Genomic DNA, 23,012 nt, shown 5'->3' on the forward strand with positions numbered 1-23,012 from the left:
ACAGACGACCGCCGCATACGCGGCAGTGACAGGAGAGAAACATGGCTGAGTTGACGATCAGTCCCGACGAGATTCGGGCTGCCCTCGACAACTATGTGAAGTCGTACGAGCCTTCCGGCGTCGTGCGTGAAGAGGTGGGTCGTGTGACCCTGGCCGCCGACGGCATTGCAAATGTCGAAGGTTTGCCCGGCTGCATGGCGAACGAGCTGCTGCGTTTTGAAGACGGCACGCTCGGCCTCGCACTGAACCTTGACGTCCGCGAAATCGGTGTCGTGGTGCTTGGTGAATTCACCGGTATCGAAGAGGGCCAGAAGGTGCACCGCACCGGCGAGGTCTTGTCCGTGCCCGTGGGTGACGGCTACCTCGGCCGCGTTGTTGACCCGCTGGGTAACGCAATTGACGGCCTGGGCGAGATCGAGACCGACGGCCGCCGTGCGCTGGAGCTCCAGGCTCCTGGCGTGATGGCGCGTAAGTCTGTTCACGAACCGCTGCAGACTGGTCTGAAGTCGATTGACGCGATGATCCCGATCGGCCGTGGCCAGCGACAGCTGATCATTGGTGACCGCCAGACGGGTAAGACCGCTATCGCGATCGACACGATTCTTAACCAGAAGGAAAACTGGGAGTCGGGCGACCCCGAGAAGCAGGTCCGTTGCATCTACGTTGCAGTCGGCCAGAAGGGTTCGACCATCGCCTCCGTGCGTGGCGCCCTCGAAGAGGGTGGAGCACTCGAGTACACGACGATCGTCGCGGCTCCTGCATCCGACCCTGCCGGCTTCAAGTACCTCGCTCCCTACACGGGTTCCGCGATCGGTCAGCACTGGATGTACCAGGGCAAGCATGTCCTGATCATCTTCGATGACCTGTCCAAGCAGGCTGAGGCCTACCGTGCTGTGTCGCTGCTGCTGCGCCGTCCGCCGGGCCGTGAGGCTTACCCCGGCGACGTCTTCTACTTGCACTCGCGTCTGCTCGAGCGTTGCGCGAAGCTGTCGGACGAGATGGGCGCTGGATCGATGACCGGTCTGCCGGTTATTGAGACCAAGGCCAACGACGTCTCCGCCTTCATTCCGACCAACGTGATTTCGATCACCGACGGTCAGATCTTCCTCCAGTCGGACCTGTTCAACGCGAACCAGCGCCCCGCTATCGACGTCGGTATTTCAGTGTCGCGTGTGGGTGGTGCGGCTCAGGTCAAGGCCATGAAGAAGGTCTCCGGAACCTTGAAGATCGACCTGGCGCAGTACCGCTCTCTCGAAGCCTTCGCGATGTTCGCGTCCGACCTTGACGCAGCTTCGCGCCAGCAGCTCACCCGTGGTGCGCGTCTGATGGAGTTGCTCAAGCAGGCCCAGTACACGCCGTACCCCGTCGAGGAGCAGGTCGTATCGATCTGGGCCGGAACCAAGGGCAAGCTCGACAAGATCCCGGTGACCGATGTCCTGCGCTTTGAGCGCGAGATGATCGACCACCTGCGCCGCGGTACCGACGTGCTCTCCGAGATCGCCGACACCGGCAAGCTCTCGGATGAGGCCGAGGAGACGCTGCACAAGGAGATCGACGACTTCGTGTCGACCTTCCTCGAGACTGAAGGCACCGAGCTCACCACGGATGCTTCCATCGAGGGTGGCGGTGAAGCTTCCGAAGAGCAGGAGCAGATCGTCGCAAAGAAGAAGAAGTAGGCACTGATGGGTGGACAGCAGCGCGTTTACCGGCAGCGGATCCGGTCAACGCAGTCGCTTAAGAAGATCTTCCGTGCGATGGAGCTGATTGCAGCTTCGCGCATCGGTAAGGCTCGCGACCGCGTGACCGCCGCTGGGCCGTACTCGCACGCCATCACACGTGCCATTAGTGCCGTCGCGACGCACTCCAAGGTGGACCACCCGCTCACCTCGGAGCGCACCGACACCGACCGCGTGGCCGTACTTGTCATCACCGCTGACCGCGGTATGGCGGGTGCGTACTCGGCCAACGTGCTTCGCGAGACTGAGCGTCTCACCGAGCGTCTGACCAAGCGTGGAAAGACCGTGGTGCCTTACGGACTCGGTCGCCGCGCCGTCGGATACTTCAAGTTCCGCAAGCGTGAGTTGGGCGGCGAGTGGACCGGTGAGTCCGACTCTCCAACCTTCGACACGGCCAAGGAAGTCGCGAACGAGTTGTACCGCGCCTTCCGCGCACCCGTCGAAGAAGGCGGCGTGTCGGAACTGCGGATCGTCTACACGCACTTCAGCTCCATGGTGTCGCAGGAACCTCGCGTCATCCGCCTGCTTCCCCTCGCAGTTGTTGAGGGAGTTGCTGAGCCCGGCGATGATGTTGAACCGCTGTACGAGTTCGAGCCCGGTGCCGAGGAAGTTCTCGACGCTTTGCTCCCTCGCTACATCGAGTCCCGCATCAACGCCTGCATGCTGCAAGCAGCAGCCTCCGAGCTGGCCAACCGCCAGCGCGCGATGAACACGGCAGTCAGCAACGCCGAGGACATCATTCGTCAGTACACCCGGCTCGCCAACTCGGCGCGCCAGGCCGAGATCACACAGGAAATCAGCGAGATTGTCTCGGGCGCCGACGCGCTCGGGGCCTCGTGACCGGAAGGCATACTCATGACTCCCACCGCTAAGACCGACGCTGAGAAGGCGCCGGCAAACACGAACGACGAGGCCAACAAGCCCGTCATCGGTCGTGTCGCACGCGTCATCGGCCCGGTCGTCGACATCGAGTTCCCCGCGGACGCGATCCCCGACGTCTACCACGCGCTTGAGGTCGACATCGACCTGACCGCGCAGGGCGAAGACGAGGGCATCCTCCACATGACGCTCGAGGTTGCACAGCACCTCGGTGACAGCATGGTGCGTGCCGTGGCACTGAAGCCGACTGACGGCCTCGTCCGTGGCGCACAGGTACGCGACACCGGCGCTCCCATCTCCGTCCCCGTGGGCGATGTCACCAAGGGCCACGTGTTCAACGTGACCGGTGAGATTCTCAACGGCACCGAGGGCGAGACCATCGAGATCAACGAGCGGTGGCCCATCCACCGCAAGCCCCCGGCCTTCGACCAGCTCGAGTCCAAGACTCAGATGTTCGAGACCGGCATTAAGTCGATCGACCTCCTTACGCCCTACGTGCAGGGTGGAAAGATTGGTCTGTTCGGTGGTGCCGGTGTCGGTAAGACCGTTCTGATCCAGGAAATGATTTACCGCGTGGCGAACAACCACGACGGTGTGTCGGTGTTCGCTGGTGTTGGTGAGCGTACCCGTGAGGGCAACGACCTCATCGAGGAGATGACCGAGTCTGGCGTTATCAAGCAGACCGCACTGGTCTTCGGCCAGATGGATGAGCCGCCGGGCACGCGTCTTCGTGTCGCGCTGTCTGCTCTGACGATGGCGGAGTACTTCCGCGACGTGCAGAAGCAGGACGTGCTGCTGTTCATCGACAACATCTTCCGCTTCACTCAGGCTGGTTCCGAGGTGTCGACCCTGCTGGGCCGCATGCCTTCGGCCGTGGGCTACCAGCCCACCCTGGCTGACGAGATGGGTCAGCTCCAGGAGCGCATTACGTCGACCCGTGGTCACTCTATTACGTCGCTGCAGGCTATCTACGTCCCGGCTGACGACTACACCGACCCCGCCCCGGCCACGACGTTCGCCCACTTGGACGCCACGACCGAGCTGTCGCGTGAGATTGCTTCGCGCGGTCTGTACCCGGCAATCGACCCACTGACGTCGACCTCGCGCATTCTTGACCCGCGTTACGTCGGTGCTCAGCACTACTCGGTCGCATCGGACGTCAAGGCGATCCTCCAGCGCAACAAGGAACTCCAGGACATCATCGCGATTCTGGGTGTCGACGAGCTGTCCGAAGAGGACAAGATCATCGTTGCCCGTGCGCGTAAGATCCAGCAGTTCCTGTCGCAGAACACCTACATGGCCAAGCAGTTCACCGGTGTTGAGGGCTCGACGGTTCCGCTGTCAGAGACCATCGACGCATTCGGTGGAATCGTGGACGGCAAGTACGACCACATCGCTGAGCAGGCGTTCTTCAACATCGGTGGTCTTGAGGACCTCGACAAGTCGTGGAACAAGATCCAGAAGGAGATCGGCTAACCATGGCCGACGCTCTAACTGTCGACATCGTCGCCCCGGACCACACAGTGTGGTCCGGGACGGCGAGCCGCGTGATTGCTCCCTCGGTTGAGGGCGAGATTGGTTTGCTCGCGAACCACGAGCCCGTCCTGTCGATCTTGAAGGCCGGGACCGTCAAGGTCACGAGCGAGTCCGGTCGCCAGGAGTTTCCTGTGACCGGCGGCTTCGTCTCCTTCGACCACAACACCATCACGATCGTTGCGGACTCCGTCGTCACCGACGAGGACTAGTTCGTGCGCGTCGTCATTGCGCGCTGCGCCGCCCGGTATTCCGGGCGGCTCAGCGCGCATTTGCCGTTGGCGACCAGGGCGATCATGCTCAAGGCCGACGGCTCAGTGTTGCTTCACTCCGATGGCGGCTCATACAAGCCGCTGAACTGGATGAGCCCCCCGTGCACCACGCGCGATGCCGAACCTTCACAAGCCCAGGTCGAGGCTGGCGTCACTCAGGTCTGGACCGTCCAGCACGACAAGACCGATGATCGCCTCGAGATTGAGATCTACGAGGTGCTCGCCGACACGGAGCACGACCTCGGCGTTGACCCGGGGCTGATCAAGGACGGCGTCGAGGCTCACCTGCAGGAACTGCTTGCAGAGCAGATTGCGATTTTGGGGGAGGGGCACACCCTCGTCCGGCGCGAATACATGACGGCCATTGGGCCCGTCGACATTCTCGCCAAGTCTCCCGCGGGCGGATCAGTCGCCGTCGAGATCAAGCGTCGCGGCGAGATCGATGGCGTCGAGCAGCTGACCCGCTACCTCGAGCTCATGAACCGCGACCCGCTGCTCAGTCCCGTCGAGGGCGTCTTTGCGGCCCAAGAGATCAAGCCTCAGGCGCGCGTGCTAGCGCAGGACCGGGGCATTCGGTGCGTTCTTCTCGACTATGACGCCATGCGCGGCGCAGAGGACCCCAGCACGCGACTCTTCTGACCAAGCGGTAGAAAAAGCCGAAACGTTTCGTTTACACTGGTGGCATGACAAAGAAGCCATCTACCTTCCCCGAGGATTTCCTGTTCGGCGCGGCCACCGCGTCCTACCAGATCGAAGGCGGCGCCCACGAAGGCGGCCGCGGCACCTCAATCTGGGACACCTTCTGCGCCACTCCTGGCATGGTCACCAATGGCGACAACGGCGACGTTGCGTGCGACCACTTCCACCGCTGGGAGGAAGACGTCGACATGATGGTCGAGATGGGCCTGCAGGCCTACCGCTTCTCGATCGCGTGGCCCCGCGTGCAGCCGACCGGCACCGGCGAGTTCAACGAAGAGGGCATCGCTTTCTACCGCAACCTCATCGCGCGCCTGAAAAAGGAAGGCATCAAGCCCCTCATCACGCTCTACCACTGGGACCTCCCGCAGGAACTCCAGGACAAGGGCGGCTGGGTGAACCGCGAGATCGTGGACGACTTCGTGACCTACGCGGTCCGCATGTACGAGGAGTTCGCCGACGACGTCGACATGTGGGTCACCTTCAACGAGCCCTGGGTTGCGTCCTTCGTCGGCTACGGCGCAGGAGCCCACGCACCCGGCCACACGGACCCCGTCGAGGCGTTGACCGCGGCACACCACCTGAACCTGGCCCACGCCCGTGCGTACCGCGCCATGAAGGCCATCAACGACGCGCCGCAGATTGGGTACGTCAACAACTGCCACACCCCCCGCCCCTGGGACCCTTCTAATCCCAAGGACCTCGCAGCATCGGCCCACATCGATGCCCTGGCCAACACCATGTTCCACCAGCCGTTTATTCAGGGCGGCTACCCCGAGGTGCTGCGTCCCAACACGGCGCAGCTGACGGACTGGGGCTTCGTGCACGATGGCGACGAGGACGAGATGAAGGGCGCCGTGGACTGGTTTGGTGTCAACTACTACGCCTCGCACCTGGTGCGCCACAACCCGAACAAGGGCAAGGCTGAGTCTGACGTCGCCACGCTCGCGGACGGCCACAAGGCCGGAGCGGGAACGGCCTGGCCGGGCGACGAAGAGATCGAGTTCATGCCTCCGGTGGGCGAGCTCACCGCGATGGGGTGGAACGTCGACCCCTCCGCGCTGACCGCGCACATTCTGAAGATTCACCGCGAGACCGGCAAGCCCATCTACGTCACCGAGAACGGCTCCGCCTGGGACGACGTCGTGGACGAGGACGGACGCGTGCGCGACATCAACCGCACCCGCTACGCCCACGGTCACATTGGCGCCGTGCTCGATGCGATCCACGAGGGCGCGGACGTCCGCGGCTACATGGCGTGGTCCCTCATGGACAACTTTGAATGGGCCCAGGGCTACAACAAGCGCTTCGGCATTGTGCGAGTCGACTACGACACCCTTGAGCGCCGCTGGAAGGACTCGGCCTACTGGTACGTCGAGTTGCTGCGCCGTCGTTCGCTGCCTCCCGTCGACGCCGACCTCGCGCCGACCCCTCCGCGTACCTTCTAGCGCCGATACGGCACTGAAAGGCGTCGGTCTCCACGCGGAGGCCGGCGCCTTTTTGTGCACTGGCTGACGCACGTAGACTCTCAGGTATGCCGAAGTCCCGCCGATCGCGCAAGCGCCCGTACGGCCAGCCGCATGAGGAGTTGGACGTCGAGCGACTGGCAGGATCGGTGGGCGGGCGTCGGGAAACCGGGCCCGGTGGCGAGGAATTCATCGTCGCCGTGCCGCGTCCCAGCGAGAAGACGTACATCTGCCCGGGATGCCACCAGGAGATTGCCCCGTTCGCGGCGCACCTGGTCGCCTGGGCCGCTGACGGCCTGTTTGGGGCCGATGCTGCGGCCAGGGATCGCCGGCACTGGCACACCCGTTGTTGGAACACCTTTGGGAGGACTGCGTGAGCGACGCGACAAGCGGAGACGAGATTCGGTCGATGACGGTGCTGCCCGCACTGCGCGAGGAGATCGTGCTGCGCACCGACGATGGGCTTGAACTCGTGGGCGAGCTCGCTCTGCCCGAGGGACGGCCCGCGAAGGCCACCTTGATCACCCTGCACCCGCTGCCGACGCACGGCGGCTTCATGGACTCTCACATCTACCGCAAGGCGGCGTGGCGACTCCCGGAGCTCGCGGACGTCGCGGTGCTGCGCTTCAACACCCGGGGCACGTCGTCGCCACGCGGCACCAGTGACGGGCAGTTTGAGGAGGGAATTGGGGAGGCAGCCGATGTTCGGGCCGCCGTGGACTTCGCCGTCGCCCGCGGATTGCCGAACCGCTGGATTGTGGGTTGGTCGTTCGGCACCGAGTTGGCGCTCAAGTACGGCGCACCGCTCGACGTCGAGGGAGCCATCTTGCTGTCGCCTCCGCTTCATCGCGCGGACGAGGACGACATGCGCACCTGGGCCGACAGCGGCAAACCGGTGACCGCCCTGGTCCCCGAACTCGACGATTTCCTGCAACCGGATGAGGCCCGCGAGCGCTTCACTCCACTCACCCAACTCGATCTTGTTGCCGTTGACGGCGCGAAACACCTGTGGGTTGGGGAGAAGTACGTCAGACTGGTGCTGGACCGGATCGTCGAGCAGGTTGCTCCCGACCGCGCTCCGTTGCCCACGCACGTCCCGTAGGTTCCGCAAGGAGGCGCCCCATGTCCGCCCCAATAGTCTTCCTCAACGCTTTCCCTGTCGACCGCGCGCAGTGGGAGGGTCTCCTGGCCGTCCTCGGCCCCGATGTCCGCGGTGACGTGATTACGTTCGACATGCCGGGCATCGGCCAGATGCCGCTCACGGACGAAGACCCCAGCCTGGAACTCATTGCCGATGCGGCAGTCCTAGCGATGCGCGAAGCGACCGGTGAGGACGCCGCGATCTGGGTGGGCTGTTCCATGGGTGGCTACGTAGCCATGGCCGTGGCCGAGCGTCACCCCGATGCCGTGGCCGGGCTTGGCCTGATCGCCACAAAGTCGGTGGCGGACACGGAAGAGGGCAAGGCCAAGCGGCTCAGCATCGCTGACGCTCACACGGGCGCTCCCGGCGCAACGGACCCGCGCGCCATGGCCGAGCCACTGGTAGGCCTGGAAGGTCCTCAGCGCGAGGAGCTCGTTGACTGGGTCAGCGCGAACATTGCGCGCCATGGCGGCGACGGCATCGCTTGGGGGCAGCGCGCGATGGCGGACCGGCCCGACCGCACCGAGGTCCTGCGCAATGTCGACGGACCTGCGGTCGTGATCGCGGGAGAAAACGACGGCATCGTGGCGCGTGCAGACATCGACACCATGGCTGAGGCCCTCGGCGTGACGCCTATCGTGATCGAGGGAGTCGGACACCTGGCTGGTCTGGAAGCACCGGAGGCCGTCGCAGAGGCCCTCGCGCCACTGCTGCGTTAAGACCTTACGGGCGGGCCGTCACTGCTGGCCCCACGTGGTGCCGCCAGCAAGCCGCTTGGCCAAAGCATCGGCCATAGGCATTGACTCGCCGTCGCGACCGCCCTTGCCCACTTCCAGCGGCGGGGGAGAAGGCTCGAGCGTCACTCCGCTGAACCGACCCTTGAGCGACTTCGGAGCGCTCAGGATGTAGAACTTGCCATCGGTGCCGACCCCAATGGCGCGATCACGCTTGAGGTACCAGCCGCGCACATTGGTGCGATAGCGGGTCTTCCCGTCGTATGAGCGCGCCGACAGGTCGGTAGGCTCGATTCCCGCTGCGTTGGCGTCGTCGACAAACTGAGCGACGAGGGCCTCCGCCTGCCTGGATTGTGCGGCCTGAGCGCGTTCGAGCGCCTCCGCCCTGCGCACCCTGGCGTCGCTCGACTCGGACATCAGCGGAGCCGATTAGTTCGTCGAACTTGCGGGTTCTTCGGCATCCGCTTCCGCGGCCTCGTGCTCATCCTTCAACGCGGTTGCCTTCGCCAGGCCAGCGACGGGATCCGCGCTCAGTAGACCGCGCAGGTCGTCGAGGTATGAGGTGATCGACTCGCGCTGACGGTTGAGCTCGTCCACCTCCTGCTGGGCGTTGGTGCGCTCGCGCTCGGCGTCGGAGACGGCCTCGGAGATGATGGCCTCTGCGTGCTCGCGCGACTCCGACACAATCTCGTCGGCGTTGGTGCGGGCGTTGCTGAGCAGCGTCTGCGAGTGGACCTCGGCGTCGCGGCGGACGGCATCGGCACGCTCGAGGGCATCGGACAGGCGCTCCTCGGCCTCATCGGCACGCACGCGCGCATCCTCGACCATTGCGGCCGTTTCCGCCTTGGCTTCTTCGTGACGTGCCGTGAGCTCCTGCTCGGCCGCCTCGCGACGCTGCGCGATCTCGATCTGCAGGTCCTCGCGAGAGCGGCGTGCCTCCTCGTGGGCGGCCTCCGCGTCCTGGTGACCCTCTGCGCGTGCCTTGTCGGCGTCGCGCTGCGCAGTGGTGACGATGTGGTTCGCCTCTTGGCGTGCGGCTGCGACGCGCTCTTCCGCGTCATCGGTCGCAACCTGCGCGGTCTTGGCCGCATCACGGTCCGCGCCTTCGCGAGTCGACACCGCGTAGGCATCAGCTTCACGGCGTGCGGTCTCGGAGTACGTATCGGCATCGCCGCGGGTCGTGGCGTCGTAGTCGTCGGCCTCCAGACGGGCCTGTGCGGCGTCGTCGTCGGCTGCAGTACGAGTCGCGGAAGCGTAGTTGTCGGCGTCCTTGCGGGCGGCCTGGTCGTAGAGGTCCGCGTCCTTACGCACCTGGCGCGAGGCGGTCTCTGCTGCTTCCTTGGTGGCAACCGCGTAGTCGTCGGCATCCTTGCGCGTGGTCGCCGAGTACTCGTCAGCGTCCGCCTGGGTGGCTGCCTTGTAGTCGTCAGCCTCCGCACGCGTTGCCTCGGAGTACGCGTCTGCCTGCTCGCGCGTCGTCGTTTCGTATCCGTCAGCCTCCGCGATGGTGACACGGCGGTACTCGTCGGCCTCGGAGCGCTGCGCCTCGTCGTAAGCGTCGGCTTCCTGGCGGACCTCGTCGGCGTCGGCATCGGCCTGGGCGCGAGTCTCGCTGCCGTAGGTGTCGGCGGCGGTCCTGGTTTGGTCGGAGTACGTGTCGGCGTCCGCACGCGTCTCCGTGGCGTACTGGTCCGCCTCGCCCTGCGTCGCTGCCTTGTAGTCGTCGGCTTCGGACCGCGTCGCGGCCGAGTAGTCATCAGCGTCGGAGCGGGTATGTGCCGCGTACTCGTCTGCAGCCACCTGAGTCGTGGTCTTGTACTCGTCCGCCTCGTTCTGGGTGGCGTTGCGGTAGTCGTCGGCCTCGGTGCGCGTGGCCTGGTCGTACTCATCGGCCGATGCTCGGGTCGCGGTGTCGTACTCGTCCGCAGCGGAGCGGGTGGTGCGGTCATAGTCGTCAGCTTCACGCTCGACCTGGGCGCGGTGCTCTGCAGCGGCGGCATGGGCCGCAGCAAGCGCTGCGTCGCCCTCGTTGCGCAGGCGCGTCGCGTACTCGTCGGCGCCAGCCTCGGTTGTCGCCTTGTAGTTATCGGCCTCGGAGCGCGTTTCGTGCGCGTAGTCCTCGGCGTCGGCGCGGGCAGCCTCGTCGTACTCGTCGGTGTCAGCTCGCAGCGAGTCAACCTCGCGCTGTGCCTCTGCACGGAGGTCGCGGACCTCGGCATCGGCTTCGCGGCGGGCAACTTCAATGTCGCGATGTGACTGAGTCAGGAACTGCTGCGCCTCGTTCCGCATGTTCGCTGCGTCGGAATCGGCGGAGATGCGAATGTCTGAGGCCTCGGCATCAGCCGCCGCACGCGCGTCCTGAGCCTCACCGTGCAGGCGCTTGGCTTCGAGCCGCGCCTCCTCGAGGGCCTTCTCTGCGTCCTCACGCAGGCTCGCCGACTCATCCTTGGCGGCGACAATCGCGGCCTCAGCCTCGGCCCGAGCCGCTTCAACGGCCTCGGTCGCTTCGCGCTGGGCGTTTACGCGTAGTTCTGTGGTCTCACGCTCGGCGGTTGCGCGCAGGGTGTGGACCTCGCGGTCGGCCCCGGCCTTGAGTTCGGCGATTTCGGAGTCGATGCCGGCCTTGACGCGCTCGGCGTCGCGGCGCGCGCGCTCGACGGTCTCGGCCGCCTGGCGCTCCGCGGCCTCGCGGGTGCCGCCTGCCTCCGACTCTGCAGCGGTGCGAATCTCTTCTGCCTCGCGACGGCTCTGAGCGAGAATCTCGGCCACTTCGTTGTCCGCACGTGCCCGGAGCTGCTGCGCTGCCACGTTGGCACGAGCGACAGTGTCCTGCGCGTGGGTATTGGCGCGCTGGACAACGTCAGAGGACTGCTCCTCGGCGGAACGCAGAAGTTGCTCGACGCGGGCACCCAGCCCCTTGTAGGTAGGCTGCTCCGCCTCGCGGAGTGACTTCTGGGCGTCCTCGAGCGCGCCGCGCGTGGACGCGGACTCTTGCTGCGCCTGCTGAGCGGCTTCCCGTGCCTCCTTGAGGGAGTCCTCAAGTCGCGCCACGTGTGCGGCAACCGCTTCACGGTCGTAGCCGCGCATCGCGACGGGGAAAGCCAAGTTCTCTTCCGGCATCTCATCTCCTCTATACGCGGTAGGGGTGAATACGCGCGTAGTCGACCTCCAGAGTAGTGGCCCGAAACGTGACCGACAAAGTGGTGAAGTGGGCCAAACGCCAGAAGTCTCCTAAAGTGAAGACAGAACCCAAGGAGGAACGAGTGACTTTAAGGACGGCTGCCCTCGCAGCAGGAGTACTGGGAGTGCTTCTGCTGATCGCGGGCCTGATTGCCGACGCGCAGCGGCCACCGCGTGATGTGCTGGCTACTGCCGATGTCGACACGCCTGTCGTGGTCTACTCGCCAGCAATGGTCGAGTTCGCCGCTCAGTCGCGGCTGGGAGTCACCGGCGAGGGCGACATCGTCGCTCTCACGGCACGCCCAGCGGACGCCGACGCGTGGCTGGCTGAGCACGAGGCCACGGAGGTCACAGGACTTCCCCAGTGGGAGACACTGTCGACCACCGCGTACGAAGCGGTTGAGCCGGAACCGACCGCGAGCCCTTCGGCATCGCCGTCTGCCTCGGCGAGCGCCTCTGAAGAGCCCAGCCCATCGCCGTCACCGTCTGGTGATGACGAGGCGGCTGAGGACGCGGAGCCTGTCGATATTTTGGCTGAGACCTCTGCGGACCACTGGCGCGAGCAGTGGAACGGTGTTGACCGTGTGGCCGTCTCCGCCGCAGATGTTCCTGTCGGAGAGACGCTGATTATCGCCAGTCGCGACGGCTCGCCGTTGACGCAGACCGACATGCGCCTGTCGCGTGAGGTCAACGACGGCTGGATCACGCCGCTGATTTGGTGGGGTGCCGGCCTTACCCTCGTTGGTCTGATCGCCCTGATCTTCCGTTTCATCGACACGCGCCCGGTCCAGGCAAAGCTCGAGGCGCGGCGCGCTTCGCGTGGGGCCGATGCTGACGAGACCAGCGAGCCTGGCTCCCGTCGCGCTCGCCGTGAGAACGGCGAACTCTTGCCCGACGCATCGCTTGATGAAGAGCCGGCGTCGCCGAGCTCTGCGACGTCGACCGAATCCGCTAAGTCGACCGATTCCGCCGCATCGGCGGAGACCCCACCATCACCAGAACGGTCCCCCGAGGACGAAGGAGGCCGCTCATGAACGCACGTTTCGTTGCCGGGGTAACCGGCGCATCGGCCCTACTTCTGCTCACCGGTTGTGTCGCGGAGGTTCCTGCCCCCGTCACGGAGAACCCGGAACTGCCGCTCAAGGCCGCTGTGCTGGAACCGCAGTCGGATCGCATCGCTGAGGAAACTCACGCCGAGCTTGAGGCGGCGGACAGCGAGGACGACGCTGAGCTGCTCACCGATCGCGTGGGCGGACCAGCAGTGACAATCCGCGACGCGCAATACACGCTTGAGGACGATGGTGACGGGCCGTCGCCCGACGACTTGCCGCAAGCGACCCAGGCCGTCTACACGGTGGGCGCGGAGGGCTGGCCACGCACCATGGCCGCCGTGACCGAACCCGCAGGCGAAGACTCCACGCCCGTTGTCATGATGTGGGTGCAAGAGAGCATCGACGATGACTATCAGTTGCGACAGTGGTCACACATGATTCCCGGTGCCGCCATCCCCGCGATGAACGGCACGACTGAGGGCGCACAGCAACTCACGGTCAGCGCCGAGGGCCTGCAGATGACTCCCGAGGAAGCGATTGACAACTACCTCGAGTTGCTGCGCGAGGGAACGGACTCGGAGTTCGAGGAGACCTTTGCCCCCGACTCCTACCGTGATCAACTCTTCGCAGCTCGCGAGACGCTCACCGATGCGGCCTCTGAAGCCGACGGTGAGTACGAGGACTCGATCGAGGGCGACCTCGACAACACCTTCGTCATGAGCACTGCCGAAGGCGGCGCGCTGGTCTTCACGCCACTGACCGTCGAGTCGTCCTTCTCGGTCGACGACGGCATCGTGGAGATCTCCGACGCCCAGCAGTCGCTCGTGGATGGCGATATCGAAGAGGTGGCCGTGTACGACTACCTGGATACCCTCGTGATGTACATCCCGGCTGCGGACTCTGAGGACCAGCCCGCGGTCGTGGCTGCTGACCACAACCTCATCAGCATCTCTGCTGGCTGACCCCGAACCCCCGATTTTCGAGGAACGATGACTGCACAGAACCCTGAGGTGCCCCTGCGCGGCGCGCCTGACCTTTCCCAACTCGCAGCGGCCGCGAAGGCTGCCCAGGAGCCCGCCCCAACTGAGGGTGCGGCCCCAACTGCCGGAGCATCGGCCGTCTCCGTGGTGGAGGTGACTGACGCCAACCTCAACGACTTGGCACAGACCTCCTCCGAGGTCCCGATCGTCATCGTGTTCCTGTCGTCGGCCTCGCCGGCGTCCAAGGAACTTGTTGACCGCATGCGCGGGCTGCTTGCTCGCTACGACGGTCGACTGCTCCTGGGTCAGTGCGACATCGACAAGAACGGTCAGATCGCTCAGGCGCTGCAGATCAGCGCCGTGCCTACGACGTTGGCCCTCATCGCAGCACGTCCCGCGCCGCTGTTCCAGGGCGCTCCCGACGACGAGCAGATCACCGGCGTGCTTGACCAGGTGCTCGAGATCGCGGCTCAGAACGGCGTGACTGGTCGGGCCGCGACTTCCGACAATGCCGAGCCCGAGGCGGAGCCGGAGCCAGAGCCGCTGCCTCCGCTGCACCAGGAGGCCTACGACGCCATCGAACGCGAGGACTATGCGGCCGCGATCGACGCGTATGAGCGCGCTTTGAAGGAAAACCCCAAGGACGCCGACGCGAAGGCGGGTCGCTCACAGGTGGCCCTCATGGAGCGCACCAAGGATGCCGACCTGGCCGCGGTGCGCAAGGCCGCTGCGGATGCGCCTGGCGACCTCGACGCTCAGATGGCCGTGGCAGACATGGACATCCTTGGTGGTCAGGTTGAGGATGCCTTTGTGCGCCTCATTGATGCTGTGAAGACGGCGCCGAGCGAGGACCGCGAGAAGATTCGTGTGCGCCTTGTCGAGCTGTTCGACGTTGTGGGCGTCGCTGATCCCCGCGTGGCTGAGGCGCGTCGCGCGCTCTCCACAGCCCTCTTCTAAACCCAAGCACGAGAAAGAGCCCGCCGGCGATCCGTAGAGATCGCCGCCGGGCTCTTTTCTTTTGTGCTGAGAGGACTAGTCGCGGTGGGGGCGGAAGAAGACCGCACCGAGCGGGGGCAGGCGCACGATTGCCGACTGCTCCCAGTCGCCGACGCGTCGCGCCTGCGACTCGACCTGGCCCAGGTTGCCCACTCCAGATCCGCCGTACAGCTCCGAGTCGGTGTTGAGAATCTCGTCCCAGACGCCGCCCGAGGGCAGCCCTAGCCGGTAGTTCTCGTGGGGAACTCCCGCGAAGTTGATCGCAACGGCCACAGGCTCGCCGCGCGAGTCCCACCGCAGGAACGTGAGGACGTTGCGGTCAGAGTCGTCCGCGTCGATCCACGTGAAGCCCTGCGGGTCGGAATCGCGCTCCCACAAGGCGGGCACGTCGAGGTACATCGCGTTGAGGTCCCGTACGAGGTCCTTGAGGCCCGCGTGCAGTGGGTCATCGAGGTGCCACCAGTCCAGGGAACGTCCCTCGGACCACTCCGCCTCCTGGCCAATCTCGCAGCCCATGAACAGCAACTGCTTGCCAGGATGCGCCCACTGGTACGCCAGCAGCGACCGGAGGCCGGCCACCTTTTGCCAGTGGTCGCCGGGCATGCGGTCCATGAGCGAGCCCTTGCCGTGCACCACCTCGTCGTGACTGAGGGGCAGCATGAACTGCTCGGAGAAGGCATACATCAGGGAGAACGTTGCGCTGTGGTGGTGGTAAGACCGGTTGATGGTCTCCTCGCCCAAGTACCGCAGGGTGTCGTTCATCCAGCCCATGTTCCACTTGAGGCCAAAGCCCAGACCGCCCGCTGACGTGGGCTGGGTGACGCCCGGCCACGCTGTGGACTCCTCGGCGATCATGACAATGCCAGGGTTGGTGCGGTACGCCGTGGCGTTGGCCTCTTGGAGGAAGGCGATGGCGTCGAGGTTTTCGCGGCCACCGTGCACGTTGGGACGCCACTGACCTGCCTGGCGCGAATAGTCGAGGTAGAGCATCGAGGCCACGGCGTCGACGCGCAGTCCGTCAATGTGGAACTCATCGAGCCAGTACACGGCGTTCGCCACGAGGAAGTTGCGGACCTCGGGGCGGCCAAAGTCAAAGATGTACGTGCCCCAGTCGGGCTGTTCACCTCGCAGTGGGTCCGGGTGCTCGTACAGCGGCGTGCCATCGAAGCGGCCAAGCGCCCACTCGTCCTTGGGGAAGTGGCCCGGAACCCAGTCCAGAATCACACCGATGCCGGCTTGGTGGAGCGTGTCGATGAGATGGCGGAGCTCGTCGGGTGTGCCGAAGCGCGCCGTGGGGGAGTAGTAGCCGGAGACTTGGTATCCCCAGGAACCGCCGAACGGGTGTTCCATGACAGGCATGAACTCCACGTGCGTGAAGTTCATCTCCTTGACGTAGTTGACCAACTCCGTGGCCATGTCGCGGTACCCGAGCCCTTGCTTCCAGGACCCAAGGTGGATTTCGTAGACGCTCATGGGCGCGCGGTGCGCTTCGGTTTGGGCACGCCGAGTGATCCAGCGGTCGTCATTCCAGGAGTACGTGGAATTGGTGACGACGGATGCGGTCTGTGGCGGGACCTCCGCGCGGCGAGCCATGGGGTCGGCCTTCTGCCGCCACGTGCCGTCCTTGCCGAGGATCTCAAACTTGTAGCGCGTGCCATCGCCGATGTCGGGGACAAACAGCTCCCAGACACCGGAGGCGCCCAGCGAGCGCATTGCGTGGCCGGAACCTTGCCAGTGATTGAAGTCACCGACCAGGCGGATTGCGCGGGCGTTGGGGGCCCATACCGCGAACGATGTTCCGGTGACATCGCCCAAGACAGAGGCGTACGTCTGCACATTGGCACCAAGCACGGCCCACAGGCGCTCGTGGCGACCCTCGCGGATCAGATGGAGGTCCAGTTCACCCAGGCTCGGCATGAAGCGGTAGGGGTCGTCTTGCCTCGCCTCCTCGCCGTCATAGGTGACGAGAACGCGGTAGTCGGGAGCGGTTTCACCGGGGATGTCAGCGCGCCAGACGCCTTCATGCTCGTGCTCCGCAGCGAACGTGCCGTCCAGGGTCTCGATCCGCACGCTCGTTGCGAGCGGCCGGAGCACCCGGATGGTCTGTCCATCGACACCGGCGTGCGGTCCCAGGACGGCGTGTGGCTCGTGATGGGTTCCTGCCGCGATCTCGGCAAGCACTCCCGGATCGAAGTCCTTGGCTGCCATGCGCTACCGCCTCTCGATTGGTGTGTGGGGGTGCTGAGTGTGAGTCATGGAATCCGCACCTGCGCGACGTGCGCCATAGTGTCTGCGGGATCCAACTTCACGTAAAACTCCTTGCCCCAGGTAAAGGTCTGTTCGGTGAGTGCGTCATCCACGACCATACGGGCATCGTCGGTCAGGTCGATCGACTCCATGTCGAGGCGAATGATTGCGTCGTGTACCTCGTGGGGCGCGAAGCTGACAACCACGAGCACGGTGTCCGCCTTGCCCGTCGGTGATTCCTCGGCAGGCACGTGTCTCGAGTAGGCCAGGATCTGCGGGTTTGACGAAGTGTGCACCGTGAGTCCGCGCAGGCGGCGTAGTGACACGTGACGCTTGCGGGCGGCATTGACCTTGGTGATCACGTCCTTGACGCCGAGTGCCTCTGCCCGCGACCAGTCGCGTTGCTTGAACTCGTACTTCTCGTTGTCGATCTGCTCTTCTACGCCTGGCCGCGGAACGTTCTCCACGAGTTCGTAGCCGGTGTAGATCCCGTATGACGGGGCTCCCGTACCTGCGAGGACGGCACGGGCTTGATAGAGCGGCGCGCCCCCGGCCTGCATGTCCGGCGTGAGGATGTCGTGCGTGGTGGGCCAGAAGTTGGGGCGCATGTAGTAGCTGGATTCGCCCGAGACCTCCTCGAGGTACTCACCCATTTCCTCTGCGGTGGGGCGCCATGTGAAGTACGTGTAGGACTGGTGGAAGCCGATGCGCGCGAGAGTGTGCATCATGGCGGGCCTGGTGAAGGCTTCCGACAAGAAGATGACCTCGGGATGGGTCCGGGCGACGTCCGCGAGCAGTCGCTCCCAGAACGTCAACGGTTTGGTGTGGGGATTGTCAACGCGGAACAGCGTGACGCCCGCATCGATCCACACCTGGACAACTTCGCGTACGGCTTGGTAGACACCTTCGGGGTCGTTGTCGAAGTTCAGCGGATAGATGTCCTGATACTTCTTGGGAGGGTTCTCGGCGTAAGCGATCGTGCCATCGAGGCGCGTCGTGAACCACTCTGGGTGCTCAGTGACCCACGGGTGGTCTGGCGAGCACTGCAGCGCGAGATCAAGCGCCACCTCGAGCCCGTTGTCAGCTGCAGCCTTCACGAACGACTTGAACTGCCGCATCGTCCCAAGTTCCGGGTGGATCGCGTCGTGGCCGCCCTCCGCGGCGCCGATGGCATACGGGCTTCCGGGGTCGGTGGGCTCGGCCTGAAGCGAGTTGTTGCGGCCCTTGCGGTGGGTGAGGCCGATGGGGTGGATCGGCGTGAGGTACACGACGTCGAAGCCCATCTCGGCGATCGCTGGCAGGCGCTTCGCGGCGGTTGTGAACGTGCCCGTCTTCCACTCGCCGGTGCGCTTGCTGAGCTTGGCGCCCTCCGACCTGGGGAAGATCTCGTACCAGGCGCTGACCAGGGCCTTTTCTCGCTGGACCAGCAGGGGATACTCGCGTGAGGGGGTGACCCACTCACGCAATGGACGCTCCGTGAGTTCTTCCTTGACGTCGTCGCTGATCGCAGGCGCGAGGCGTCGCTCGGGCGGAAGCTTGACGTTCTTGAGGGCCGCGACAGCCGCATTCAGGAGGTCCTTGCGTGCGGCCTTGCGGCGCACAGCGAGGGCGCGCGTCAGGACGTCGACGCCTTCGTCCAGCATGAGTTGCACATCCACGCCGGCGGCGACCTTCAGCTCGGCGGCATGTGCCCACGTGGCGTACGGGTCAGACCACGCCTCGACCCTGAAGGTGTGCATGCCTTCGAGGTACGGGATGTAGGTGGTTTCGTATTGCGCGTTGCCGAAGTCCTTGAGGGGCATCGGGACGCTGTCGCGCTTGCCGTCGGGGCGTGTCACGACGACTGTGGCGCCCTCGGAATCGTGTCCTTCGCGAAAGATCGTGGCCCAAATGGGCACCGCTTCACCGACTACGGCGCGGGCAGCCCAGCGTCCCTCTTCGAGGGAGGGCCCCACGCCCACCACTGGAATGCGTCCGACCGACAATTCTCCTGGGAAGGCCATACGTCGAACCTACAGTGAACAGCGCTCGCTGTGTAGCCGCGACTCGGGTCAATTACGCGCTCGCGGCAGGTAAATGCCGTGTTCCGCGTCCGCGGTGAGGGTGGAGACGGGCCAATGCTGGGTGAGGGTCGAGCGCAGAGCTATGCGCTGGCGCGGACCACCAGCGAGGCGGGCAGAGTGACCGAGTCCGCTTCACGGCCAGAAGATGCAGCGAGCACCAGTTCCACCATCGCGGCGGAGATGTCGTCGAAGGGCTGGTGCATAGTCGTCATGGGCGGTTCGAAGTTGGCGGCGAGCCCGGAGTCATCGAACCCGACTACCGCTACATCCTCGGGCACGCGCTTGCCCCGTTCTCGCAACTCCACAATGGCACCTGCCGCCATCCGGTCGGAGGCAGCGAACACGGCGTCGACGTCAGGTGCGCGATCGAGCAAGCGCGCCATGGCCTCCCGCCCAGATTCGCGCGAGAAGTCGCCCGCCTCTTCTAGGTCTGGGTCGTGGAGCTTTCCCAGGGCGTCGCGGTAACCGACGCGGCGGAATCGTCCACCGGGCGTGTCCTCGGGACCCGTGATGTGCGCGATTCGAGTGCGGCCCAGGGACCTCAAGTGTTCCGTGGCGATACGCGCGGAGCCCACTTCATCAACGGAAACCGTCGGGACCTGGTCTTCGTGTCCGAGGGGGATGCCGCAGGCCACCGTCGGCACGCCGGTCTCGATGAGGGTGTCGATGAGCGGGTCTGCCTCGTGAGACGAGATAAGCAGCACGCCATCGACGTGCCCTGCTCCCACGAACTGAGCCACGTTGGCGCGCTCTGCTTCACTGCCGGCCACCAGCAGCACGAGCGTCTTGCCCTTCTTCGCAAGCGCTTCCGCGGCTCCGCGCAACAGGATCGCGAACGTGGGGTCCGCAACCAGCAAGTGTTGCGGCTCGGTGAGGAGGAAAGCGATCGAGTCCGCGCGGCCGGTGGCGAGCGAGCGGGCGTGGTGATTGGCGTGGTAGCCCGTGGCCTGCATTGCGGCCTCGACCTTCTCGCGCGCATCGGGCGAAACCCAGTGGCCGCCGTTCAGTACGCGCGAGACCGTGCCGCGGGAGACTCCTGCGGTCGCCGCGACGTCGCGGATGGTCGGTTTGCGTTTCGCGGGGCTGGTCACGGTCACAGACTCTATCGCCGCGCGTGAAGGGAAGAGTCGATGCTTGGGTGGGGTCCGCTCAGACCTCACCCAAGCATCGGCCCTGTTAACGAGACAGGTAGACCTGGGTCGTCAGTTCCTCGATCGACTGCTTATCGCCGGGCTGGAACGTCTCGACGGGAATGCCGACAGGGGAGTCCCAGGCCGAGTCCCACACCAACTCCCAGGCGCCGCCTTCGTCTGCGGGGATCGTGATCTCGACCGCGTCGCGGCTGCCGTTGATGACGATGAGAGCATCGGCCTCGCCCTCTTCCGACAGGGAGCGCATGAACTGAACCACGCGCGTGCCGGGGTCTTCCCACCACTCCTCGGACTCGGGCTCGCCGTCCGCCGTGAACCAAGCGGAGTCAGCGCGCGGCCGGTCGTCGTCGGGGTTGATGTCGTGGCCCTCGTAGAACTCCGACGGCCGCAGCACACGGTTCTCGCGGCGTAGTGCGATGAGGTGTTGAACGCTCACGCGTAGATCCGCCTGCCACGGCGCAAGCTGCCAGTCCAGCCAGGAGATCTCGTTGTCTTGGCAGTAGGCGTTGTTATTGCCGTGTTGGGTGTTGCCGAACTCGTCTCCCGCGAGCACCATGGGCGTTCCCGCGCTCAGCAGGACAGAACCGAGCAGGTTCCGCATGGACCGACGGCGGAACATGTTGACTTCCACCTCGTCGGTGTGGCCCTCGATGCCGTGGTTCCACGACCGGTTATTGTCCGTGCCGTCCCGGTTGTCTTCGCCATTGGCCTCGTTGTGCTTGCCGTTGTAGGCGGTGAGATCGTGAAGCGTGAAGCCGTCGTGGCACGTCACGAAGTTGACCGATGCGATGGGCCCGCGCATCAGCGGCGGATCGGTGTGGCCGAACAGGTCGGCAGAGCCAGCCAGGCGCGTCGCGAGCTCGGGTGCGGTGGGGTGGTTGCGTCCGCCGCGCGCAGAGTCGCGGAGCCAAAACGTGCGCATTTTGTCGCGGAAGCGGTCGTTCCATTCGGCCATGGGCGCGGGGAAGTTTCCGACCTGCCAGCCGCCCATGCCCACATCCCAGGGTTCCGCAATGAGCTTGGTGCCGCCCACGAGCGAGTCCATCGTGGCCGCGACCAGGAAGGGGTGGCGCGTGGAGAATCCGTGACCCGTGCGGCCCAGCGTCGCCGCGAGGTCAAAGCGGAAGCCATCGACGCCGACTTCCTGCGTCCAGTACCGCAACGAGTCCATCGCCATCTGGACCACGCGTGAGTTTTGGAAATCGAGGGTGTTGCCAGTACCTGTGGTGTCGTCGTAGTGGCCGGGAGAGTTGGGCTGGCTGCGGTAGTACCCCTGGTTGTCCAGTCCACGCCAGGACAGGACGCGGTCGCCCCAGCCAGCCTCGGCCGTGTGGTTGTAGACCACGTCGAGGATGACTTCGAGTCCGGCCTGGTGAAGCAGGTCGACCATTCCGACGAACTCATCCAGCACACCCTGCGCACCCTTGGACCGCGCTTCCTCAGTCGCGTAGGGAGAGTGGGGCGCGAAGAAGCCCATCGTCGAGTATCCCCAGTAGTTGCTGAGGCCCGCTTGGTCCAGGTGCGGCTCGGACGCGAACGCGTGAACCGGCAGAAGTTCCACGGTCGTGACGCCAAGATTCGTCAGGTATTCGATCGACGCGGGGTGAGCGAGTCCGGCGTATGTACCGCGGAGGTGCTTGGGGATGTCCTGCATCTGCTGGGTGAAGCCCTTGACGTGCAGTTCGTAAATGACGGTGTCCGCCCACGGAATGCGCGGGTGAGGCGTCTGCCACGACCCGCCGGGCTCTGCCGTCACCACGGACTTCGGTACCAAGGGAGCGGTGTCGGCCTCATCGCGGTTCGACAGCAGCGCGTGAGCGGAGTCGTCGGTCATCGGAACGAGGTCGCCCTCAAGGCCCCGGGCGTAAGGGTCAATGAGCAGCTTGTTCGAGTTGTAGCGGTGCCCCTTCTTGGGCGCCCAGGGTCCGTCGGCGCGGAAGCCGTAGCGCTGGCCCTCGCCAATGCCCGGAACGAACGCATGCCACACGCCCGCAGTGGGGCCGTGCAGCGCGACGCGGGTCTCGTTGTCCTCGTTGTCGAACAGGCACAGGTCGACCGCGGTCGCATTACCTGCGTAGACGCCGACGACTGCACCGCCGTCCACGGTGTGCACGCCAAGGCGGTGGGGAGTAGGGGAAGGGACGACTCCATCAATGGTCATGTGTCTATTGTGCCGATCTTGTAAGTTCTGACCAGGGGCAATGTGAGCGTTTCGCTTGCCGCTGGCGATTGAATCGAAGTGTCAGGCAGCCACACGCTGCGACGCGGATGCGATGCCAAGCCACGAGTGCGGGACCTTGTCGAAGCACCAGCCCAACTTGGGTGCCTTCTGCGAAATCCAGATCGCAGGCACGCGCTTGTCGCCACGCGTGGAACCCGCGAGCATGAAGCAGTGGTTCTTCTTGAGGAACTGTGGATGCGCGGCCATGATCGACAAGCCCTCTGCGATTGTGAGGGGTGTGCGCTCGCGGTCCGCGATCTGAGTGGTGGCGTCCAGGGGTGCCGCGTCGCGGAACTCGTCGCCGCGCTGCACATTCACAAGGAGATAGGCCGATGCTTGGGGCACGTCGAGCTCGGGCCGGTCGCCGTAGGGGGTCAGGCCTTCATCGCCGTGGTTGCGGTCCAGAATGCCCTCCGCGGTGGAGCCGGGAAGGCGCATGAGTGGCACGCGCACTGCGGGGTCGATCAGGCTGTCTGCGACCACGGCGATGTAGGGAACAACGCCGTCGTCCGGAAATGCGTCCTGCGGAAGTTGGCTTGCCGTGGCCCGCAGCGGTGCGAAGAGGTCGCGGAACGCCGTCTCATCAAAGCCCGCGAGGCCATTAAGGTCATTGGCAATAAAGGCATCTACCTGGGAATCGAGGAGAAGGTCGGACACGTGCGACT

General features: G+C 65.1%; 19 protein-coding genes. 12 read left to right on the top strand and 7 right to left on the bottom strand.

Features of this window, described 5'->3' with window-relative positions; translation table 11 throughout:
• The first annotated feature begins 41 nt into the window (after positions 1–41).
• The 9 genes from atpA to AOP74_RS08305 all read left to right on the top strand — a co-directional run bounded on the left by atpA (position 42) and on the right by AOP74_RS08305 (position 8,442).
• On the top strand, positions 42–1,676 hold the full coding sequence (gene atpA / locus AOP74_RS08265; protein ID WP_061961792.1) for a F0F1 ATP synthase subunit alpha: 1,635 nt from the start codon (positions 42–44) through the stop codon (positions 1,674–1,676).
• 6 nt (positions 1,677–1,682) lie between these two features.
• On the top strand, positions 1,683–2,576 hold the full coding sequence (locus AOP74_RS08270) for a F0F1 ATP synthase subunit gamma (protein ID WP_061961793.1): 894 nt from the start codon (positions 1,683–1,685) through the stop codon (positions 2,574–2,576).
• A 15-nt stretch (positions 2,577–2,591) separates the two neighbouring features.
• Positions 2,592–4,091 (top strand): F0F1 ATP synthase subunit beta, encoded by a 1,500-nt coding sequence (gene atpD, locus AOP74_RS08275; protein WP_061961794.1) that lies wholly within the window; start codon positions 2,592–2,594, stop codon positions 4,089–4,091.
• 2 nt (positions 4,092–4,093) lie between these two features.
• Positions 4,094–4,360, top strand: a complete 267-nt coding sequence (locus AOP74_RS08280) for a F0F1 ATP synthase subunit epsilon (protein ID WP_061961795.1) — start codon at positions 4,094–4,096, stop codon at positions 4,358–4,360.
• 3 nt (positions 4,361–4,363) lie between these two features.
• Positions 4,364–5,059, top strand: coding sequence for an endonuclease NucS (gene nucS / locus AOP74_RS08285; protein ID WP_061961796.1), 696 nt, complete (start codon positions 4,364–4,366; stop codon positions 5,057–5,059).
• Positions 5,060–5,103: 44 nt separating this feature from the next.
• Positions 5,104–6,564, top strand: coding sequence for a glycoside hydrolase family 1 protein (locus AOP74_RS08290; RefSeq protein ID WP_061961797.1), 1,461 nt, complete (start codon positions 5,104–5,106; stop codon positions 6,562–6,564).
• An 86-nt stretch (positions 6,565–6,650) separates the two neighbouring features.
• Positions 6,651–6,959: an Rv1322 family protein gene (locus AOP74_RS08295; RefSeq protein WP_061961798.1), complete on the top strand. Its 309-nt coding sequence runs from the start codon at positions 6,651–6,653 to the stop codon at positions 6,957–6,959.
• A 32-nt stretch (positions 6,960–6,991) separates the two neighbouring features.
• Positions 6,992–7,684 (top strand): alpha/beta hydrolase, encoded by a 693-nt coding sequence (locus AOP74_RS08300; RefSeq protein ID WP_061961971.1) that lies wholly within the window; start codon positions 6,992–6,994, stop codon positions 7,682–7,684.
• A 20-nt stretch (positions 7,685–7,704) separates the two neighbouring features.
• Positions 7,705–8,442 (top strand): alpha/beta fold hydrolase, encoded by a 738-nt coding sequence (locus AOP74_RS08305; RefSeq protein ID WP_061961799.1) that lies wholly within the window; start codon positions 7,705–7,707, stop codon positions 8,440–8,442.
• Between the two features lie 18 nt (positions 8,443–8,460).
• On the opposite strand, the gene AOP74_RS08310 is transcribed toward AOP74_RS08305, so the two are convergent.
• Positions 8,461–8,874, bottom strand: a complete 414-nt coding sequence (locus AOP74_RS08310; RefSeq protein WP_061961800.1) for a hypothetical protein — start codon at positions 8,872–8,874, stop codon at positions 8,461–8,463.
• Between the two features lie 12 nt (positions 8,875–8,886).
• On the bottom strand, positions 8,887–11,577 hold the full coding sequence (locus AOP74_RS08315; protein WP_061961801.1) for an SPFH domain-containing protein: 2,691 nt from the start codon (positions 11,575–11,577) through the stop codon (positions 8,887–8,889).
• A gap of 143 nt (positions 11,578–11,720) precedes the next feature.
• Here AOP74_RS08315 and AOP74_RS08320 point away from each other — a divergent pair, with 143 nt between their 5' ends.
• Genes AOP74_RS08320 through AOP74_RS08330 form a run of 3 tightly spaced genes read left to right on the top strand, consistent with a single transcriptional unit; the run spans position 11,721 to position 14,626 of the window.
• Positions 11,721–12,671 carry a hypothetical protein gene (locus AOP74_RS08320; protein WP_152649223.1) on the top strand — a complete coding sequence of 317 codons (951 nt, stop codon included), beginning with the start codon at positions 11,721–11,723 and terminating at the stop codon, positions 12,669–12,671.
• The gene (locus AOP74_RS08325; protein WP_061961803.1) at positions 12,668–13,651 is read left to right on the top strand and encodes a DUF8094 domain-containing protein; all 984 of its coding nucleotides are present in this window, start codon (positions 12,668–12,670) and stop codon (positions 13,649–13,651) included. The genes AOP74_RS08320 and AOP74_RS08325 overlap by 4 nt, the downstream gene beginning before the upstream one ends.
• Before the next feature lie 27 nt (positions 13,652–13,678).
• A complete protein-coding gene (locus AOP74_RS08330) occupies positions 13,679–14,626 on the top strand; it encodes a tetratricopeptide repeat protein (protein WP_061961804.1) in 948 nt (315 codons plus the stop codon).
• 75 nt (positions 14,627–14,701) lie between these two features.
• Here AOP74_RS08330 and glgB read toward each other — a convergent pair whose 3' ends face one another.
• The 5 genes from glgB to AOP74_RS08355 form a co-directional block, all read right to left on the bottom strand.
• Positions 14,702–16,873, bottom strand: coding sequence for a 1,4-alpha-glucan branching protein GlgB (gene glgB, locus AOP74_RS08335; protein WP_061961805.1), 2,172 nt, complete (start codon positions 16,871–16,873; stop codon positions 14,702–14,704).
• A gap of 44 nt (positions 16,874–16,917) precedes the next feature.
• A complete protein-coding gene (locus AOP74_RS08340; RefSeq protein WP_061961806.1) occupies positions 16,918–18,915 on the bottom strand; it encodes an alpha-1,4-glucan--maltose-1-phosphate maltosyltransferase in 1,998 nt (665 codons plus the stop codon).
• 140 nt (positions 18,916–19,055) lie between these two features.
• On the bottom strand, positions 19,056–20,072 hold the full coding sequence (locus AOP74_RS08345) for a LacI family DNA-binding transcriptional regulator (protein ID WP_152649224.1): 1,017 nt from the start codon (positions 20,070–20,072) through the stop codon (positions 19,056–19,058).
• Positions 20,073–20,151: 79 nt separating this feature from the next.
• Positions 20,152–22,287: a glycogen debranching protein GlgX gene (gene glgX, locus AOP74_RS08350; protein WP_082096140.1), complete on the bottom strand. Its 2,136-nt coding sequence runs from the start codon at positions 22,285–22,287 to the stop codon at positions 20,152–20,154.
• Between the two features lie 81 nt (positions 22,288–22,368).
• Positions 22,369–23,004 carry a DUF5701 family protein gene (locus AOP74_RS08355; protein WP_061961808.1) on the bottom strand — a complete coding sequence of 212 codons (636 nt, stop codon included), beginning with the start codon at positions 23,002–23,004 and terminating at the stop codon, positions 22,369–22,371.
• Positions 23,005–23,012: the final 8 nt, after the last annotated feature.

Source organism: Demequina flava (genome assembly GCF_000975035.1).
Taxonomy (GTDB): Bacteria; Actinomycetota; Actinomycetes; order Actinomycetales; family Demequinaceae; genus Demequina; species Demequina flava.